Source organism: Polynucleobacter sp. Fuers-14 (genome assembly GCF_018882045.1).
In the GTDB taxonomy this organism is placed as follows: Bacteria; Pseudomonadota; Gammaproteobacteria; order Burkholderiales; family Burkholderiaceae; genus Polynucleobacter.
In genome coordinates this window covers 1-16,773 of the sequence record NZ_JACVPG010000011.1, presented here as the reverse complement: position 1 = coordinate 16,773, position 16,773 = coordinate 1, and the positions used below count along the sequence as shown (strand labels likewise).

At 44.7% G+C, this 16,773-nt stretch carries 23 protein-coding genes and 1 pseudogene; 8 read left to right on the top strand and 16 right to left on the bottom strand.

Annotated features, from left to right (window positions below):
• Window positions 1-1,419 (top strand): protein kinase, encoded by a 1,419-nt coding sequence (locus ICN40_RS07130; RefSeq protein WP_216243110.1) that lies wholly within the window; start codon window positions 1-3, stop codon window positions 1,417-1,419.
• A 3-nt stretch (window positions 1,420-1,422) separates the two neighbouring features.
• Here ICN40_RS07130 and ICN40_RS07125 read toward each other — a convergent pair whose 3' ends face one another.
• Window positions 1,423-2,751: a dicarboxylate/amino acid:cation symporter gene (locus tag ICN40_RS07125; RefSeq protein ID WP_216243108.1), complete on the bottom strand. Its 1,329-nt coding sequence runs from the start codon at window positions 2,749-2,751 to the stop codon at window positions 1,423-1,425.
• Between the two features lie 100 nt (window positions 2,752-2,851).
• On the opposite strand from ICN40_RS07125, the gene ICN40_RS07120 reads away from it, so the two are divergent.
• Both ICN40_RS07120 and ICN40_RS07115 read left to right on the top strand, forming a co-directional pair.
• On the top strand, window positions 2,852-3,589 hold the full coding sequence (locus ICN40_RS07120) for a pseudouridine synthase (protein ID WP_072582590.1): 738 nt from the start codon (window positions 2,852-2,854) through the stop codon (window positions 3,587-3,589).
• A 57-nt stretch (window positions 3,590-3,646) separates the two neighbouring features.
• Window positions 3,647-5,275, top strand: a complete 1,629-nt coding sequence (locus ICN40_RS07115) for a peptide chain release factor 3 (protein ID WP_216243365.1) — start codon at window positions 3,647-3,649, stop codon at window positions 5,273-5,275.
• A gap of 22 nt (window positions 5,276-5,297) precedes the next feature.
• Here ICN40_RS07115 and ICN40_RS07110 read toward each other — a convergent pair whose 3' ends face one another.
• Genes ICN40_RS07110 through ICN40_RS07100 form a run of 3 tightly spaced genes read right to left on the bottom strand, consistent with a single transcriptional unit; the run spans window position 5,298 to window position 6,158 of the window.
• Window positions 5,298-5,543 (bottom strand): hypothetical protein, encoded by a 246-nt coding sequence (locus tag ICN40_RS07110; RefSeq protein ID WP_216243106.1) that lies wholly within the window; start codon window positions 5,541-5,543, stop codon window positions 5,298-5,300.
• A gap of 22 nt (window positions 5,544-5,565) precedes the next feature.
• Window positions 5,566-5,766 (bottom strand): DUF2798 domain-containing protein, encoded by a 201-nt coding sequence (locus ICN40_RS07105; protein WP_255561294.1) that lies wholly within the window; start codon window positions 5,764-5,766, stop codon window positions 5,566-5,568.
• A 32-nt stretch (window positions 5,767-5,798) separates the two neighbouring features.
• Window positions 5,799-6,158: a DMT family protein gene (locus ICN40_RS07100; RefSeq protein ID WP_215358772.1), complete on the bottom strand. Its 360-nt coding sequence runs from the start codon at window positions 6,156-6,158 to the stop codon at window positions 5,799-5,801.
• A 128-nt stretch (window positions 6,159-6,286) separates the two neighbouring features.
• Here ICN40_RS07100 and ICN40_RS07095 point away from each other — a divergent pair, with 128 nt between their 5' ends.
• Entirely contained in the window at window positions 6,287-6,469 is a 183-nt protein-coding gene (locus ICN40_RS07095) for a hypothetical protein (RefSeq protein WP_072582586.1), read from the top strand.
• Here ICN40_RS07095 and ICN40_RS07090 read toward each other — a convergent pair whose 3' ends face one another.
• Window positions 6,470-6,700 (bottom strand): EamA family transporter, encoded by a 231-nt coding sequence (locus ICN40_RS07090; protein WP_216243103.1) that lies wholly within the window; start codon window positions 6,698-6,700, stop codon window positions 6,470-6,472. It abuts the gene before it with no gap.
• Between the two features lie 77 nt (window positions 6,701-6,777).
• Here ICN40_RS07090 and ICN40_RS07085 point away from each other — a divergent pair, with 77 nt between their 5' ends.
• Genes ICN40_RS07085 through ICN40_RS07070 form a run of 4 tightly spaced genes read left to right on the top strand, consistent with a single transcriptional unit; the run spans window position 6,778 to window position 9,142 of the window.
• Window positions 6,778-7,281, top strand: coding sequence for an MOSC domain-containing protein (locus tag ICN40_RS07085; RefSeq protein ID WP_255561281.1), 504 nt, complete (start codon window positions 6,778-6,780; stop codon window positions 7,279-7,281).
• Between the two features lies 1 nt (window position 7,282).
• On the top strand, window positions 7,283-7,678 hold the full coding sequence (locus ICN40_RS07080; protein ID WP_216243101.1) for a GNAT family N-acetyltransferase: 396 nt from the start codon (window positions 7,283-7,285) through the stop codon (window positions 7,676-7,678).
• 21 nt (window positions 7,679-7,699) lie between these two features.
• Window positions 7,700-8,344, top strand: coding sequence for a histidine phosphatase family protein (locus ICN40_RS07075; RefSeq protein WP_216243099.1), 645 nt, complete (start codon window positions 7,700-7,702; stop codon window positions 8,342-8,344).
• Between the two features lie 27 nt (window positions 8,345-8,371).
• On the top strand, window positions 8,372-9,142 hold the full coding sequence (locus tag ICN40_RS07070; protein ID WP_216243096.1) for a MipA/OmpV family protein: 771 nt from the start codon (window positions 8,372-8,374) through the stop codon (window positions 9,140-9,142).
• 33 nt (window positions 9,143-9,175) lie between these two features.
• On the opposite strand, the gene ICN40_RS07065 is transcribed toward ICN40_RS07070, so the two are convergent.
• The 11 genes and pseudogenes from ICN40_RS07065 to ICN40_RS07015 form a co-directional block, all read right to left on the bottom strand.
• Window positions 9,176-9,700, bottom strand: a complete 525-nt coding sequence (locus ICN40_RS07065; RefSeq protein ID WP_216243094.1) for a sulfite exporter TauE/SafE family protein — start codon at window positions 9,698-9,700, stop codon at window positions 9,176-9,178.
• 129 nt (window positions 9,701-9,829) lie between these two features.
• Complete coding sequence (locus ICN40_RS07060; protein ID WP_216243092.1) at window positions 9,830-9,991, bottom strand: hypothetical protein; 162 nt, start codon at window positions 9,989-9,991, stop codon at window positions 9,830-9,832.
• A gap of 38 nt (window positions 9,992-10,029) precedes the next feature.
• Window positions 10,030-11,130: a patatin-like phospholipase family protein gene (locus ICN40_RS07055; protein ID WP_216243090.1), complete on the bottom strand. Its 1,101-nt coding sequence runs from the start codon at window positions 11,128-11,130 to the stop codon at window positions 10,030-10,032.
• A 55-nt stretch (window positions 11,131-11,185) separates the two neighbouring features.
• Window positions 11,186-11,584 carry an MAPEG family protein gene (locus tag ICN40_RS07050; RefSeq protein ID WP_216243088.1) on the bottom strand — a complete coding sequence of 133 codons (399 nt, stop codon included), beginning with the start codon at window positions 11,582-11,584 and terminating at the stop codon, window positions 11,186-11,188.
• A gap of 10 nt (window positions 11,585-11,594) precedes the next feature.
• Window positions 11,595-12,278 (bottom strand): haloacid dehalogenase type II, encoded by a 684-nt coding sequence (locus ICN40_RS07045; RefSeq protein WP_216243087.1) that lies wholly within the window; start codon window positions 12,276-12,278, stop codon window positions 11,595-11,597.
• Window positions 12,279-12,315: 37 nt separating this feature from the next.
• On the bottom strand, window positions 12,316-12,999 hold the full coding sequence (locus tag ICN40_RS07040) for a DUF2461 domain-containing protein (RefSeq protein ID WP_216243086.1): 684 nt from the start codon (window positions 12,997-12,999) through the stop codon (window positions 12,316-12,318).
• A 25-nt stretch (window positions 13,000-13,024) separates the two neighbouring features.
• Window positions 13,025-13,456 carry a DUF3106 domain-containing protein gene (locus ICN40_RS07035; protein WP_216243085.1) on the bottom strand — a complete coding sequence of 144 codons (432 nt, stop codon included), beginning with the start codon at window positions 13,454-13,456 and terminating at the stop codon, window positions 13,025-13,027.
• Between the two features lie 65 nt (window positions 13,457-13,521).
• Window positions 13,522-14,477, bottom strand: a pseudogene (locus ICN40_RS07030) (sodium-dependent bicarbonate transport family permease).
• Between the two features lie 56 nt (window positions 14,478-14,533).
• Window positions 14,534-15,430, bottom strand: coding sequence for a cation diffusion facilitator family transporter (locus ICN40_RS07025; RefSeq protein ID WP_216243084.1), 897 nt, complete (start codon window positions 15,428-15,430; stop codon window positions 14,534-14,536).
• A 282-nt stretch (window positions 15,431-15,712) separates the two neighbouring features.
• On the bottom strand, window positions 15,713-16,474 hold the full coding sequence (locus tag ICN40_RS07020) for a YoaK family protein (RefSeq protein ID WP_216243083.1): 762 nt from the start codon (window positions 16,472-16,474) through the stop codon (window positions 15,713-15,715).
• Window positions 16,475-16,576: 102 nt separating this feature from the next.
• The coding region (locus ICN40_RS07015) for an IS3 family transposase (protein ID WP_216243082.1) at window positions 16,577-16,773 on the bottom strand (197 nt) is incomplete at its 5' end.

Here is a 16,773-nt window from a genome sequence, read left to right as displayed (position 1 = left end):
ATGCCCATCAATACCGACATTCAAGCAGTAGACGATATATTTCAAGAAGGCAAAATAGTAGATGGATTTGTTTTAGGCAAGGAAGTTCACCGCGGCGGAATGGCGAGCCTTTTTTCAGCAACTAAAGAGGGGATAGATGTCCCTATCTTGCTGAAAATCCCGCGTGTTGGCAGAGATCAACCGGTTGAAAGTTTGATCGGCTTTGAAACCGAACTCACTATCTTGCGCTCCCTAAAAAGTCCTTACGTTCCTCAATATTTAGGTTCAGGCAATATGGCCACGCGTCCTTATATTGCGATGGAAAGGTTTGAGGGCCGGCCATTAGAAGATTACATCAAGGAAGGTAAAGTATTTACGATTGATGAGGTAGTACGCATTGGGGCAGATTTAGCGCAAGCCGTTCAGTCACTGCACTCACAAGATGCCATCCACCTAGATGTCAAGCCTGAAAATATTTTGATTGATGAGAAGGGGAAGTTAACGCTCATTGATTTTGGTTTGTCGCACCACGCTCGATACCCAGACTTGCTTGCAGAAGAGATGCGAAAAGGTATCGGCTCTGCGCCTTATATTTCTCCAGAACAAGTAGCTGGCATTCGCTCTGATTCGCGAAGTGATATTTTTTCTATTGGCGTGATCATGTATGAGTTGCTGACTGGCGAACTGCCATTTGGTAACCCTCAAACAATGAGTGGTCTACGTAAACGGATGTGGGCAGAACCTTTTCCACCACGCGCTATTCGTAGAGAAATTCCTCGCTGGTTACAAGAAGTAGTGCTCAGATGTCTAGAGCCACGCGCTGCCGATCGCTATCAAAGCGCAGCGCGCTTACGTCAAGTGTTGCGAGACCCCGAGGGCGTTACGCTTACCGAACGTGCCGACCGGGTTGAGCCACCTAGCTTTTGGGAAAATCTCAAAGGCATGTTCAAAGCCGCTGGTTACGAGCCCTCTCCCAGCCCCCGGCCTAGTATGGGCAACCTTGACGCGCCCCTCATGATTGCTGCGATTGATACGCGTCAGTCTGATGAAGCTCTGCGTGAGCGCATGCAAGTTACAGCGAAAAATTTATTGCAGGCCTATCCTGAAAGTCGCCTAATTTGCTTGAGCACGATTGCCAGCACACCAACCTATGAAGGCAATCATGAAAGTCAAACAGCTAGCGGTATCGTCCGCGGCCACCTAGTGCAACTGATGGAGTGGGCTAAGCCACTCAAATTACCGCCCGAAAGAATTTCCTATCATGTACTTGAGGCACTTGATCCCGCCTCTCGAATCGTTGAATTTGCCAAAGACAATGATGCCTCCCTCATATTGATTGGAGCATCACATAAGCTACCTAATAAGGTAACACCTTGGAGAACCTCAATGACCAAAATCGTCGAAGAGGCTCCCTGTAGCGTTCATATTGTGCGCACTTAAATATCACCGCATTTTGTCTTGCTTTTGATCCAAGATCAATTCTGGCTCTTGTGCTTCAATCCAATTGTCGCGATTAAGGACGCTAGTTAACTGCTTTTGATCTAGCTCGCCAGTCCACTTGGCAACCACAATCGTAGCCACGCCATTGCCTACTAAATTCGTCAGTGCTCGCGCTTCAGACATAAAGCGATCGATACCCAAGATGATCGCCAAACCAGCAACCGGAACATCTCCAACAGCAGAAAGGGTGGCTGCCAAAACAATAAAGCCGCTACCGGTTACGCCTGCTGCACCTTTAGATGTGAGCAATAGCACTAGCAAGAGCGTGACCTCCTGCATGAGTGTCATCGGCGTATTGGTTGCTTGCGCAATAAATACTGCAGCCATTGTTAAATAAATAGAGGTGCCATCTAAATTGAATGAATAACCCGTTGGAATAACTAAACCAACGCACGCTTTCTTGGCGCCCAACAGCTCCATTTTTTCCATCATGCGTGGCAAGACGGATTCGGATGATGAAGTTCCCAAAACAATTAACAACTCTTCTTTAATGTAGCGCACGAATTTAAAAATATTGAACCCATTAATTCGCGCGATGATTCCTAAAACAATGAACACAAAGAGTAGGCAGGTTAAATAAAACGAGCCCATGAGTTTGCCCAAAGAGAATAAAGAGACTATGCCGTATTTGCCAATGGTGAATGACATTGCGCCAAATGCGCCAATAGGCGCAAACTTCATAATCACACCAATCATGTCAAAGAGAACATGGGATGTTTTTTCAATTAAGTCGAACACCATTGTTCCGCGACCACCAAACTTATGCAATGCAAATCCAAACAAGATTGCAATGAAAAGAACCTGCAAAATTTCACCCTTAGCAAATGCATCAACCGCACTGCTCGGGATAATATTCATTAAGAAATCTGTAGTAGTACCTATTTTTCCGGGCCCGGTATACGAAGCAATTCCTTTGGTGTCTAAGCTTGCTGGATCGATGTTCATGCCAGCACCAGGCTGAAGCACATTCACTACAACTAAGCCGACCATCAAAGCAATCGTGCTCACAATCTCAAAGTACAACAGTGCGAGTCCACCAGTTTTGCCCACCTTCTTCATGTCTTCCATGCCGGCAATACCTAGAACCACCGTACAGAAAATAATGGGGGCAATTAACATCTTGATGCCTTTAATGAAGGCATCCCCAAATGGTTTCATTTCTGTACCCAAGCTTGGGTAAAAATGACCCAGCAAAACACCAATTACAACAGCTGTAAGTACTTGAAAATAAAGGATTTTATAGATTTGTGGTTTTTTTAATGCAATAGTCATTTGGTCATCCTTTATTAAATTATGAGCAGGCTTTTTTATTTCGTCTGCCCCCATCTTAACTCCAGGCCAGTATTTAACCCTAATATCGGATAATGCAAGCATGGAAGAAAAAGTACGCGTCTCAAAATTACTCTCTGAGCTTGGTCTTTGCTCCCGTCGTGAAGCCGATTCATACATTGAGCAAGGTTTAGTCACAGTAGATGGCGAAGTGGTGAATGAATTAGGTGTTCGCGCCTACCGAGATCAAAAAATTGAGTTGCAATCTGGCGCCAAAGCACAGCAAGCCTCTCGCATTACCGTCATTCTGAATAAACCCGTTGGCTACATTTCTCACTATGACGACGAACAAGAATATCAACCGGCGGCCTCTTTGATTACCCCTGAAAATTACTTTGCCAGCCCGCTTGATAAAGGTAGAAGCCCTCGCTTTAATACCAAAGGGCTAGCGCCAGCAGGCAGGCTAGATATTGACTCTACAGGCATGCTAGTTCTGACTCAAGATGGTCGTATCGCCAAATTATTGATTGGTGAAAACAGCCCCATCGAAAAAGAATATTTAGTGCGCGTAGAGGGGGCTCTCTCTTTTGAAGATTTAGATCGCTTAAAACATGGTCTCTCTCTTGATGGAGTAGAACTCAAACCTGCACAGGTTAGCTGGCAGAACGAAGATCAGCTTCGCTTTGTATTGCGTGAAGGGCGTAAGCGCCAAATTCGTCGGATGTGTGAGATGGTGGGCCTCAAAGTGATAGGCCTCAAACGCGTCAGAATGGGTCGCATCTCATTGGGACCGCTTCCTCCCGGGCAATGGCGCTATGTAGGGGCTCATGAGCAGTTCTGAAGCACCTTGGCACGCTTATAATTGCCTCCGAACCTAGATACTCAACGCAGAATTACCATCGAAACTCTTACCTCCAGCACTCCAGGCGCAGAAGTACTTAGACGTCGAAGCTTTGCAATCATCTCTCACCCAGATGCAGGTAAAACTACGCTTACAGAAAAGTTACTGCTGTATGCGGGAGCTATTCAAATTGCGGGTAGTGTTAAAGCACGTAAAGCCAGCCGTCATGCAACATCTGACTGGATGGAAATTGAAAAGCAGCGCGGCATCTCTGTAGCAAGCTCGGTGATGCAAATGGAATACCGTGATTGCATCATTAACTTATTAGATACACCAGGTCACCAAGATTTCTCGGAGGATACCTATCGTGTGTTGACTGCGGTTGACTCCGCTCTCATGGTGATTGATGCTGCTAATGGTGTTGAATCTCAAACATTGCGCTTGCTTGAAGTTTGCCGTGCGCGTAATACGCCTATCGTGACATTCATCAATAAGATGGACCGCGAAGTTAAGCCCCCAATGGAATTAATGGATGAGATTGAAACTGCGCTTGGCATAGAAGTAGTACCCTTCACTTGGCCAGTTGGCATGGGCAAATCCTTTGCCGGAGTGATTGATATCGCCAATGCTCGTATGCGCATGTTCAAAGCAGGTGAAGATCGCGTGACCGAAGACTCACATGCAGTAGTTGCTATAAATGATCCAGCCCTTAAAGAGCGTCTGGGCACAGACTTAGAAAATGCCCTAGCTGAAGTGGAGCTGATCAAAGAAGCAATGCCAGCCTTTGATCTCGAAGCCTTTCTGGCTGGCCGCCAGTCACCGGTCTTCTTTGGTTCAGCTATCAACAACTTTGGTGTGCGGGAGATTCTCAATACATTGGTTGAGCTCGCACCATCGCCAGGCTCACGTAAAGCCTTGCAACGTGAGGTCAGCCCTGCCGAGAACAAGTTCTCAGCAGTTGTATTCAAGATTCAGGCCAATATGGATCCAGCACATCGTGACCGTGTAGCTTTTTTACGCATCTGTTCTGGCCATTTTCAGCGCGGCATGAAACTCAAGATTTGTCGCAACGGCAAAGAAGTACGAACCAACAATGCGCTATCTTTCTTATCCCAAAGACGGGATATTTTGGATGAGGCTTTTCCAGGCGACATCATTGGCTTGCCAAATCATGGCTTGCTGCGATTGGGTGACACCTTAACCGAAGGTGAGCAATTGCAATTTACGGGGCTCCCATTCTTTGCACCAGAAATTTTCCGCATGGTTGAGTCCGCCGATCCTTTGCGCTCTAAGCAATTACGCACTGGACTGATGCAATTGGGTGAAGAGGGAGCTATTCAGGTCTTTAGGCCAATGGCTGGGGGCACCATGCTACTTGGCGCCTTTGGTCAACTTCAATTTGAGGTGGTAAGCCATCGCCTCCAAACTGAATATGGCGCGGAAGTGCGCCTTTTGCCTGCCCGCTATAGCCTGGCTCGCTGGGTTAGTTCAGATGATCCAGTTGCCCTGAAAAAATTTACCCAAGAAAATATCCACCGCATGGCAGAAGACGTAGTGGGTGCATCCGTTTTCTTGGCATCACATAAATCAGAGCTGGACGTTGCCCAACAACGTTGGGAGTCCATTCAATTCCATGCCCTCAGAGAGCATGCTGGCTTAATTTATCAATCCGATATGGCAGGCTAATTCGCCCAGCGGTTGCATTAAATTAGCGCGTTGTTTTGCAATCAAAGACAGCAACCAACTGCGTATCACTACTTTTAAACGAGGCAACCTTGCCATACTGCGCACAATAGGCGCTCGCCTTCTGAGTTAATTGCTCAATTGATTCGCCGCTACTATTTAGAAAAGTAACATGGTTAGAATCTGATGCATCGGTATATACCGCAGCACAAGCGCTCAAAATAGATGAGCAACATATAGCCAAAACAGAAGACTTCATCAATGCATTCATTTAATCATTCCTCATCCATAACTTAGGGCTTATTGAGGCCCAGTACATTCATAATCTTTGCAGTGATTTTGCTAGCAAATGGCCTGTAAATCAGAATACAAACAATAGCCACTGGGTAAGCTACTGACCAAACTTCAAACCACACCCAGAAGAAATTTTCTGCAAGGCCAACACGAACAAAAGTAGTGGCGAGCGTAATGCTTAAAGACATTAAGCACCCCATAACTAAAGCAAAGATAAGGTTCTGTATCTGAATCATGATCTAAACATAAAGTAGACGGCGCCCAATAAGCATAATCCCGCCCAGATGTAATCGGTTTTAAATGGCTCGCCCATGTAAAACACTGCAAACGGAACAAATACACTGAGAGTAATCACTTCTTGAGCAATCTTGAGTTGTCCCAGACTAAAAAACTGATAGCCTATTCGATTGGCTGGAACCTGCAAGGCATACTCAAATAAGGCAATCGCCCAGCTCACTAAAACTGCAATCCACCATGGCTTGGCTGATAAGTTTTTTAAGTGTGCATACCAAGCGAATGTCATAAATACATTGGATAGCGCTAATAGGCCAATAAAACTAATTGGGCTATTGAATATAGATAGATTAATCATGGCTACATCATAGCTTCTAGGTTTGTTAACTGTTATTCTGGACTGTGATCACTATTGTGCGCCCTAGACAGGGGAATCTCTTAAGAAAGTCTTTGAGATTCATCATTCCATTACTCTAGGAAAACTCCATGGCTGTAGGCCAAAATCAAAGAACCAGAAAAAATGACTCTATGCTCACCAAAACAGGAAAAGCGCGCTTAGGCCCCCTGAATACCGCTCAACTTACTAAGTTACTAGAATCGAGCACCAAACCCAAAGAGAAAAGCAAAATCTTGCGTGCACTCAGCAAACACAAAGTTGTTGCCGCATAGTTAAAAAGCCCCGTTTAAACGGGGCTTTTTAACTTCATGGTTAGAAATAAAACCGCGCTCTTTTTTGTAAGCAAGATAGGCCAGAGCAACCAACCCTGCCAAGGTTGCTCTGCCAAAAGCAATGAAATACGGGTTAAAGCTTAAAACAGCAATCTTACTTACTGGTAGCGTTAAGCTAAAAATTAGAATACCGATAAAGCCAATCAGCATTCCCTTGCTTTCTTTATTCACCGTTGCCCCTTGTCTTGTGTTGTATTTATTGCATTAACAATCATCAAAGCATGAGTTGTAATATGTAAACACTCCTTATGAAATTCAATGCCTATATTCAAGCCATCTATCAAGCAGCGTCTGCTGGCAAGCAGATGCTATCTGTCAGCGCTGCCAAAGTCATAGTTGGCAGTGGCCTTGAAGGTGACCGTTATGCACTAGGTACGGGCGCCTATTCAGTCATCGAGCCAACTAAAGTGCGTCACGTCAGTATCATCGCCCTATCTGCTATCAATACAGCAAATGATTGGTTAACAGCTGGAGATGAACCGACTTTTGAGGGCTCTGAAACACGCCGTAATATTGCACTTGCAGGAATTACGGGGTCTGAACTAAATGCGCTCGTAGGCCAACGATTTCAGCTAGGTGACATTCAACTACTTGGCACAGAACTATGCGCCCCCTGTGAAAGACCGGCGCAATTACTGAGTAGGCCAAGCTTCATGGAGGCATTTGAAGGGCGCGGCGGCATTCGGGCCGAAGTTTTAAATTCTGGAGCTCTTGCTGTGGGTGATAAGCTCTTCGTAGGGGAAGAGGAATGACATGATTCAATATCACGACAACGCCACTATTACTGTGGAGCAAGCCATCGATCTTTACAAGCGCTCCACCCTTGGGGAGCGACGCCCTGTTCACAACGTTCAAACATTTGAGGAAATGCTCAAGAATGCTACCCTCACTATTACCGCATGGGACGGCAAATCTTTGGTGGGTATTTCGCGTTCGCTGACAGACTTTTCTTATGTGGCTTACCTTGCGGATTTAGCCGTTGATGAAAAATATCAACGCTCTGGAATTGGCAAGCAACTAATTGAGGAAACCAAAGCGCGCCTTGGTCCTGAATGCATGATCGTACTTTTAGCAGCGCCTAAGGCAAATGAATATTACGGACATATTGGCTTTGAACACAATCCGCGCGCCTGGACTCTCAAAAAGTAATTCCGTCTTTATCATTGCCATATGACTATTACTCGATTTTGCTTAGTTCGCCACGGTGAAACCGACTGGAATGCCACACGCCGCCTTCAAGGCCACACTGATATTGGCCTCAATGCCAAAGGATTAGCCCAAGCAGGGCAAATGGCGCGTGCCCTTAAAAATATGGGGCTTCAATTTGATGTTCTATATACCAGCGATCTTCAACGAGCAGCAAAGACTGCACAAGCGATTGAAGTTATATTCGAAACCTCTGCGATACCCAATGCCGGGCTCAGAGAGCGTCATCTTGGCGCTCTACAGGGACTCACTATCGATGAAGCCTCGATAAGTGAGCCAGAACTTTGGAAATCTCATCTCAGCAGAAATATTGAGGAGAACTTACGTAATGGCGAAAGCATTCAACAATTTGCAGATCGCATTAAAACTGCGCTTGTGGAAATCTGCGAACAACATTCAGGTAAAACTATTTTGCTGGTCAGCCATGGGGGTGCCTTGGATATGATGTACAGAATTGCGAACAATCAAGCTCTGGATGCAGAAAAGACCGTTACAGTGCCCAATGCCTCCCTCAACTGGATTAGCCATGATGGGCTTGCATGGAAAGTAAACGGCTGGGCAAATACAAGTCATCTGAAGGATTTGGCTCTAGATAATCTAGACCTCTAGTGGCCTACAAGGGCTTATGATGCCTACATGAAATCGATTTTTCGCATATCGGCTCTTTTAATTGCTGCTGCAGTCTGCATTCCGGCCTACGCCATGGATGATATTCCGGATACGCTTCCGGATCACATCGTTGGCGATATCGGTGTGGCCGCTTACACCACTAATTTACATATTGGCACTGAAGGGACTCAATCTTTGGCTGTGCCCTATGCCTTTTTTGACTATCAGCGTTTTTTCGCTCGTATAGATGAGGTGGGCATTAAGACTTTCAAGATGGGCTACGGCTATTTTGAAGTTATTGGAAAAATTAATTTAGATACCTACAAAGTAAAATCGTCAATCAACGGCAACTCTATCAATCGAAGTGATCCAATACCACTTGGCTTGGGAACTTTTCAAGAGACGCCGATCGGAGGATTTTTTGTTAATGCCTATCATGACTTTGGGAAGTCAAAAGGGGCGCTCTATGAATTTTTATACTTCGCCGAAATTGAAACCTATAAAAAAGTAACCGTCTATCCGCAAATTGGTGTGGAACGACAGTCAAGTCAATACGCTAATTACTACTATGGCATCAACCCTGGAGAGTCGATGGCTACTGGTTATGCGGCTTATAGCGCCCCCGCAACAAACAATCTTCTAGCGGGACTCATGGTGGAGATTCCAGTGGTGGATAACTGGTACATCAACGTATATGGCAAACGCAAATGGATGGGTGGCGGAATTAATAACAGTCCCGTCATGAATCGCTCATTCCAAGACAATATCTTTATGGCACTTGCGTATCGCTTTAAGTAAGCGGGAGATGTTAACTAACTCTAAGTGGCGGCTTTAGAAAGACATGGCAAGAATGGAAAAGCCTGAAATTAACATCACCAGCTCCATCAGTAATAAAAATTTCTTTTCTGGCAATGCTAAAACAATCTTCTTAGAAAAAATGGAGCCGGCCAAAACGCAGCTACCAATAAGTAGCCCCTGAATGATTATGGTGGCATTGAGAAAGCCTAGTTGATGAAATGCAATGCCCTTGGTAAACAGAATAGATAAGGTGCTGGCCGCCTCTGTTCCCAAGAAGGCACCCTTGGTGAGGCCGTAGGCTAAAAAGAAGGGGGTGTTGATAGCGCCAGTAGTCGCAACAATCCCAGTCAAATACCCAATTACAGCGCCAACCAAGGCCATCTGCCAAAGTTTTAGATAAAAATTTTGGTTGCGCATCCAGCGACGAATCGGTATCAATAGGATTAAAAATATTCCTAGAGTAATTTCTATTAATCGCTCATTAAGTTGAACAAGAGTATTCACCCCTAATATCGTGAACGGTATTGCAGCTAGGCTATAGACAAAACAAACGCGCATCAGGATGATAGTTATGCAAAACCAATGACGCCCCCTAAAACCCCAGCAGCCAGGCCCAATGAGCCCAGCACTAAGACTTGAAGAACTAAATCAGGCAACACTATTGATCTCGATTAAATTTAAAAAGAGTTAACGTCCACCCCGACAATCTAAAGGCATTTCCCACATAGGCTTGCCTTGACTAAAGTCACAATTCACTCCGTCTGGAGAGGTAGTGCTAGCAAGACAATCACTCAAGACCAGAGTAAATAAAGTCACAGTCAAAGCTAGGGATATTTTTTCATATTGCATTACCTCGCTTGAAATACAGTTTTGTAAATAATTTTGTATTAAGCCCAAAATGCTTTCATCATTGCTACATCAGCAATGCCCCTATCATTTCCATACTTCAAATAGGGCGCAATCCATTTTGGATCAAGAAGATTCTCTACCTTTGATAAGCCGGGCGGAAGACCAACAACAATATGTTTGGTCTTTGTGCCACCACCCTCTAAATCCTTCACCTCTTGATTAATCGTATTGGGCAGAGAAGACAAACGCAATCCCTGCTTTTGCTCGTTGATCGTTCCATCGCCTAAAGAAATCACAATGGCTCGTTTAACGCCGGCAATAACATCGCTATGCGTGCTACTCTGGCTCATGCCGCCATCCATACATAACCTATCTTTTATGAATGTAGGGCCAACCTGGCCTGGTGCTGAAGAGCTTGCGGCACAAGCAACGTTAATAGGAACATTATCGGCTTTTGATAAAACAATACGCTGTCCCGAAAAGCAATCAATAGCCGTAGTAAACATTCCATCTGAAGGCCAAGCAGAAGCCGTTAGTAGTTTCTTCACTACCTTGTAGTGATCGGCTACACCATCAGGATTAAATGAGGCCATCGCAGCTTTGCCGATGCGCTGAATAGATGCAAAAGATCCATCACGCACCGTCAGCTCGGCACGCTGCGCTCTTAATTGAGAAGCATTAAATTTCAATGCCGGCATCATTTCTGCAAGCAATTTTGGGAAATCAGCAAAAAGATCTATCTCATCCACAAGGCGCCACAAGTGCCCAGATGTCAGCATTGCACCAAATATTGAACCCGCAGAAGTGCCGACCACTACATCTGCACTGCTTAAATCTACACCAGCCTTCTTCAGTGCGTTGCAGTACCCGGCATACCAAGCAATTAATGGAGTTCCACCACCGCCCAATGCTAAACCTCGCTCCTTATCTTGCGCAAACGGATTCTTAAATGGAGCTGGATGAACCAAACCATCATTCCAACTCGCTGTAGATTCAACATCTTTTTTAGCTGCCAAGGCCTCAACTTCGGCGATGGTTTTTGGTGACAAATTTTGGGCCTGGGCTAGAGCTTGCGTACTGGCAACTGCGGCGATGCCAGCAGCAGAAGTTTTTAAGAAATTACGGCGTGATGTAGTCATATAGTTTCCATAAGTAGTGCTCGATTTATAGCAGGTCCTAATAGCAAAGAATCATTTAAACAGCGAGCCTATAGAGAGACCATGTCAAGTTCAAAGTCACTAATGCAATCAGCGTAAAAAAAGTAAATTTCATTCCAAGCACGCGCTTGCTGAAATCTGGCGGTGGAGTATTCATGCCTTTTGCATGAATCAAACGCCCAATGATGAGTGAGACGCCTGGAATAGCTACCAACCACCAGGGGGCGCCATTTAACTCAAGACAAGCAATTAAGATAACTCCCAAAGGAATGTATTCAGCAAAATTTGCCTGGGTACGAATAGCCGTCTCCAGATCTTCGTGACCACCACTTCCTAGACCAACCTTATTTTTTCTTCTTAAGCCAATGACCGCAAAAGAGAGCTTGATAAAAATGATTGTTAGGATGGCGGCAATGATTGATGTAATTAAAAGCATTCATATCTCCTTAGATAACTTCTAATACCTTGCTTAAAGAATTGCCTTCATAGTTTGGTTTTTCACCAATCTCCTCAAAAGGGTGACCAAGACGATTGACCCAAAATACATCAAAGCCATACCACTTTGCAGCTAGAGCATCCCAAGCATTGCTCGATACAAAGAGAATTTCTTCTTTCTTGACAGGAAATGCCTTTAATAGCAATTCATAGGCCTGTGGGGCCGTTTTGAATAAGCGCACATCCTCGATAGTGACAACTTTATCCAGGTAAGGCTTCAAGCTATTACTCTCAACTACGGTTGCCAACATTTCTCTGCTGCCGTTAGACAAAATTGCAGTAGATATTCCTTTCTGCTTTATTGTTTTGAGGACATTAAGACTATCTTCAAAGCCAGTGAGCTTGGCATACTGGTCCATCAACCGGCCCTCATAATCAGGGGTGAGATTTAGGTTCATACGCTTACAGACATACCGCAATGAACGAATGGTTAGCTCCCAAAATGGGAGATAGTGCGAACTGCCATTGGGATTCGGATCACTCATCGTCACCAAGCGGGTGTATTCAATTTGGCGATCGCGCCACATTAAAGCAAGGGCCTGCCCATGACCCGGAAATAATTCTTCTGCCAACTGCCCCATGGAATACACATCAAATAACGTGCCGTAGGCATCAAAAGCGATTAGCTTATACATGTGTTTCTTGCTTTCTAGTATGAATTTCTATTGTCATTTAATCAGAAAATTTAGCTAACGCATGCCACCCAAAGCTGAGAAGGGGGAGCATATCTTTAGCAAAACTAGTGACTTCTTTAATTAACTCTTTAGAGCAAATCGTTGATCTGGGCAACTGCTTTCTAATGATCCAACCCTTGAGCTTGATTGCTCGCTCAACCTCTAGCGGGACATCATTAAAGCCTCTCGGAATGCGGGCTAATGTGTTGGAATAATCCAGCTCATAGCCTTGTCTTTTTAGAGACTTCTCAAGCGAAAGCCAAGCCTTAGGGTTATCTAAAATTCCCTGTCTGAGCTTTTTTAGATTGCGGGCTTCTGGCTGCAAATAACCAGCGGCGCATCTGCTGCCCAGGGGGTCTAAACGAAAATAGAGAACCCCCGGAGAGTGCTTGTCGCCAGTTCTCGTAAAGAGCCCGCTGGCATGCATGTTGTAAGGATGCTTTGCTTTTGAAAACCGAGCATCTCGATTAATTCTAAAGAGGGATTTTTTGGGATCGCCCCATAAGGGCACATCTTTTTTAGCGAGACTCTCAGACAAGACATCTGTAAAGTGTTTCATGGGTTCGCGTACAAACTCTTCATATTCTGAACGATGCTCAGAAAACCAAACTCTAGTTTGATTATCGGTAAGCTCTTCAAGAAATTTGAAAGCCTTAGGACTAAATCCAATAAAGTCGCTCATTAAAGTAGGGGCGAAAATACCAAGCTTAGCCTGGTTGCTTGAACCACTTCTGCTTTTCTTCAGGGCTCATATTTTCCCATTTGGCTCTTCGGGCCTTCATTTCTGCCTGTTCATTTGGTGTTAACCCATCAAAGAACGCTTTTCTCTCGGCTTTCATTTTTTCTTTTTGCTCAGGAGTAATGGATTGCCATTGTGCCTTCATTTTTTCCTGAACTAGCTTGCGATCTTCGGGGCTTAAGGCCTTCATTTGATAGCGCCTCTGATGCCAATATGCTTTTCGCTCTTCTGGTGTTGCTTTCAGCAATGCGTCATCTATTTGCTTCATCTGCTCAAAGCGCTGATCAAAGGTGAGATTGATATTGGCTAAAGGATTTGGTGGCTCAGGGATAGCGGCACCAGCGAAGGAAATCACAGAAACACTAAATAGTGCTCCCACTACCCATTTTTTAGAAATCATTGCTTCATCTCCCGCTGGTTATGAACCATTCTAATCCCGGTCAAGCCAGAGTCAACTGGCCCTATCTAGTAAGTTAGGCCGGCAACATAAGCGTAAAGCGGAATGCCCAAAATAATATTGAATGGGAAGGTAATTCCCAAGGACATTCCCATATATAAAGCGGGGTTTACTTCCGGAAGTGCGTGTCTTAATACGGCTGGCACAGCAATATAAGAAGCGCTGGCAGCAAGCACCATCAATAGGACGGTATCGCCTAATGGCAAGCCCAATAGTTTGCAAAGCCCCAATGCAATTGAGGCGTGAATCAAAGGGGCGCCAATTGCATAAAGCAAAGTAATAGGCGGCTTACCCTTTAATCCCTCAAAGTTCTTGGCTGCCATCAAACCCATATCGAGCAAAAAGAAGGCCAGCATTCCCTTGAACAAATCGATTGAAAACGGAGCCATTATTTTTTGCCCGCTGTCACCACTGACTAAGCCAACCATCATTGAGCCCAAAAGCAGTAGCTGCGCACCATCAGTAAATGACTCATGAAGAATCTTAGACATCCCTGTCGACTGTGTTGAATTAGTAGCTGATGACCTCGCTTTATTCGCCAACAAGATTGCCAGAATGATTGCCGGCGACTCCATCAAAGCCATAGCGGCCGCCATGTGTCCACCAAACGCAATGCCATATTGATCAAGGCTTGTGTCGCAGTAATAAACGTAACGGCACTAACCGAACCATAAGTAGCTGCAATGGCTGCTGCATCATAGTTATTGAGTTTGGCTCTTAAAACCATATACCCCATGAGAGGAATGATGATTGCCAAAAATACAGCGAGCCCAAGAGCCAAACCAATCTCAAGAGTAAATCCTGATTTATGAAGGGCAAAACCACCCTTTAAGCCCAACGCCATCAATAGATAGAGCGATAAAAACCTAGCAATCGGCTGAGGAATTTCTAGATTAGATTTAACGGCACCAGCAAATGCACCAAAGACAAAAAAGAGAATTGCTGGATCCAAAAAATTATTCATACCAATATCTTAGGTAATTTTAGAAGTTCTTGTATTAGCCCTACAGTGCCTGAGGGCTATACAGGATCGATATGCGTCATGACATTGAGTACCGGCAATTGCTTCTTGATTTCATTGCCCGCGTTTAAAGCAATGTCGTGCCCAACCTTGACGGTAGCATTGGCATCCACATCGATATGGACGTCTACCAAAATCATATCGCCCATCTTGCGAGTACGCAGATCATGAAAACCTCTAACGCCATCAGTAGATTTGATAATGTCCTCTATTTGACGATGCTCTTCTTCTGATACCGCCCTGTCCATCAAGTCATGCAGGGCATCCCAACCAAACTTCCAACCCATTTTTGCCACCATTAAGCCAACTACTAAAGCACCAATAGCGTCAAAGATTGGGCGCCCAAATAGAGCGCCAACAATACCAATAGAAACGACTAATGAAGAAGCTGCGTCAGATCTGGCATGCCAAGCATTAGCTACCAACATCGAAGATCGCACGCGCTGTGCTACTACCAGCATGTATCTAAAAAGCAGCTCCTTTGCAACCAAAGAGGCCAACGCAACATACAAAGCTAGAATTTGAATTTGTCCGGCCGCCACTGGATTGATAATCTTTTCCCCGGCCTTAAAAAGCATGCCCGCACCAACAGCCAATAAAGAGATTCCTAAAAATAGAGAAGCGGCAGTTTCATATCGTTGATGGCCATATCGGTGATCTTCATCCGCATCTTTAGCGCTATGGTGATTGGCAAAAAGCACTACAAAGTCTGCAACTAAATCTGTCGCAGAGTGAATACCATCCGCAATCAAGCCCTGCGAGCCAGACACAATACCCGCAAATACTTGAGAAACTGTCAGGCCGATATTAACCAGGACGCTGACCAATGTGCTCTTCTTCGCAGCCTGTTGCTTCGCAGGCGTTTGTGATTCGTGATCTTCTATCTCTTTATCCATTTGCCCATGCTACCAAGTATTTATGAAATATTGGCATATATGTGTGCTGTAGAACACTTCAATTGAAATAAAGCTTATAAAGTGAATCGAGGAATGGTCAAGCAGACATTAGAGGATGCGATAAGTAAGAAGTTTTTCTGCTTTCCAACTTACGGCTAACAATCGCCAAATCTCCATTTCCTATAGTTTTGTATTTACTCTTGCTGGACGACCAAATGAAAAACCACCCGAAGGTTATTTTGGTATTTCTTTGGTGGATCTGGATAAAACTGAATCAGAAGTTCAGGGCAATCGATCCTTCATTACAACCCTAATATCTTGATAAATCTGTAAACCGGCAATGAAGATAAGGGAAAAGGATAAGGGCACTACCGAAATATAACCGACCCTCTTAAAACTCACTGCCCCAATGATTCCGCCCACCAAAAACATTCCAAAAATAAATAGATGGGTCTTGAGTTTCTCTCTGTTGGCTTTGACATAGCCACTCACATTGGCTTCTGGCGACTTATTCCAATAGATCAGCTTGCCCAACTCAATACCTATATCAGTAATTACGCCCGTCATATGCGTAGTTCTTATCTCCGCTCTAGAGGCTTTTGTAACTATGGCGTTTTGTAGGCCCATCACAAAACATAAAAGAAGGGCAATCGCCGGGACAGTTAAAGGCAAGTAGATATTCAGGTTAGCCCCCACTAAACCAAACACTAAGAGCAGGATGGCTTCGACCAATAAGGGCAAAGCAAACTCACTATGGATTTTTCTTCTATGCCCCCAGTTAACAAGAATGGCAGTGGTGGCTGCTCCAAACAGAAACGAGAGCAAAAGAGAGATGCCGCCTAAAACAGAAATAAAATTATTGAGAGCCAGGTCATCACCAATAGCGGAAATGATGCCGCTCATATGAGAGGTATAACGAGCAATAGCCAGAAACCCGCCCGCATTCACTGCGCCCGCTACAAATGCCATATAGGCGCCCAACTGAATATTGGTCTTATGAGAGCGCTGAGCACTAGTTAAAAGCTGAATGAACTTAATTGGCATTGAAGCTACATTCTAAGGCCCACACTGATTCGTCAATTAATGGGGCGCCTCAAATGAAAAAACCACCCGAATGAACTGACCCCCAAAAGTTGGACAGTTTAGTTAGGTTAGCACGAGGGATTGAGTTCGGTATTGCACCGGACTCAATCCCTTTAGTTTTTGTTTGATTCGATCATGGTTGTAGTAGTGGATATATTCCTCTAGTTCTGCCTTAAATGATTCGATAGTCTCAAACTTCTCTTGGTAGAAGAACTCGCTTTTCATGATCCCAAACCAGTTTTCCATGACGGCGTTATCTA

What these genes read in the sequence shown, in the direction of transcription:
- ICN40_RS07105 (WP_255561294.1), bottom strand. Translation starts at nt 5,766, where the DNA reads ATGGGGTGCTTAATGTCTTTAAGCATTACGCTCGCCACTACTTTTGTT.
- ICN40_RS07020 (WP_216243083.1), bottom strand. Translation starts at nt 16,474, where the DNA reads ATGCCAATTAAGTTCATTCAGCTTTTAACTAGTGCTCAGCGCTCTCAT.
- ICN40_RS07110 (WP_216243106.1), bottom strand. Translation starts at nt 5,543, where the DNA reads ATGAATGCATTGATGAAGTCTTCTGTTTTGGCTATATGTTGCTCATCT.
- ICN40_RS07080 (WP_216243101.1), top strand. Translation starts at nt 7,283, where the DNA reads ATGATTCAATATCACGACAACGCCACTATTACTGTGGAGCAAGCCATC.
- ICN40_RS07095 (WP_072582586.1), top strand. Translation starts at nt 6,287, where the DNA reads ATGGCTGTAGGCCAAAATCAAAGAACCAGAAAAAATGACTCTATGCTC.
- ICN40_RS07070 (WP_216243096.1), top strand. Translation starts at nt 8,372, where the DNA reads ATGAAATCGATTTTTCGCATATCGGCTCTTTTAATTGCTGCTGCAGTC.
- ICN40_RS07085 (WP_255561281.1), top strand. Translation starts at nt 6,778, where the DNA reads ATGAAATTCAATGCCTATATTCAAGCCATCTATCAAGCAGCGTCTGCT.
- ICN40_RS07045 (WP_216243087.1), bottom strand. Translation starts at nt 12,278, where the DNA reads ATGTATAAGCTAATCGCTTTTGATGCCTACGGCACGTTATTTGATGTG.
- ICN40_RS07055 (WP_216243090.1), bottom strand. Translation starts at nt 11,130, where the DNA reads ATGACTACATCACGCCGTAATTTCTTAAAAACTTCTGCTGCTGGCATC.
- ICN40_RS07060 (WP_216243092.1), bottom strand. Translation starts at nt 9,991, where the DNA reads ATGCAATATGAAAAAATATCCCTAGCTTTGACTGTGACTTTATTTACT.
- ICN40_RS07075 (WP_216243099.1), top strand. Translation starts at nt 7,700, where the DNA reads ATGACTATTACTCGATTTTGCTTAGTTCGCCACGGTGAAACCGACTGG.
- ICN40_RS07130 (WP_216243110.1), top strand. Translation starts at nt 1, where the DNA reads ATGCCCATCAATACCGACATTCAAGCAGTAGACGATATATTTCAAGAA.
- ICN40_RS07065 (WP_216243094.1), bottom strand. Translation starts at nt 9,700, where the DNA reads ATGCGCGTTTGTTTTGTCTATAGCCTAGCTGCAATACCGTTCACGATA.
- ICN40_RS07120 (WP_072582590.1), top strand. Translation starts at nt 2,852, where the DNA reads ATGGAAGAAAAAGTACGCGTCTCAAAATTACTCTCTGAGCTTGGTCTT.
- ICN40_RS07050 (WP_216243088.1), bottom strand. Translation starts at nt 11,584, where the DNA reads ATGCTTTTAATTACATCAATCATTGCCGCCATCCTAACAATCATTTTT.
- ICN40_RS07100 (WP_215358772.1), bottom strand. Translation starts at nt 6,158, where the DNA reads ATGATTAATCTATCTATATTCAATAGCCCAATTAGTTTTATTGGCCTA.
- ICN40_RS07025 (WP_216243084.1), bottom strand. Translation starts at nt 15,430, where the DNA reads ATGGATAAAGAGATAGAAGATCACGAATCACAAACGCCTGCGAAGCAA.
- ICN40_RS07040 (WP_216243086.1), bottom strand. Translation starts at nt 12,999, where the DNA reads ATGAGCGACTTTATTGGATTTAGTCCTAAGGCTTTCAAATTTCTTGAA.
- ICN40_RS07125 (WP_216243108.1), bottom strand. Translation starts at nt 2,751, where the DNA reads ATGACTATTGCATTAAAAAAACCACAAATCTATAAAATCCTTTATTTT.
- ICN40_RS07035 (WP_216243085.1), bottom strand. Translation starts at nt 13,456, where the DNA reads ATGATTTCTAAAAAATGGGTAGTGGGAGCACTATTTAGTGTTTCTGTG.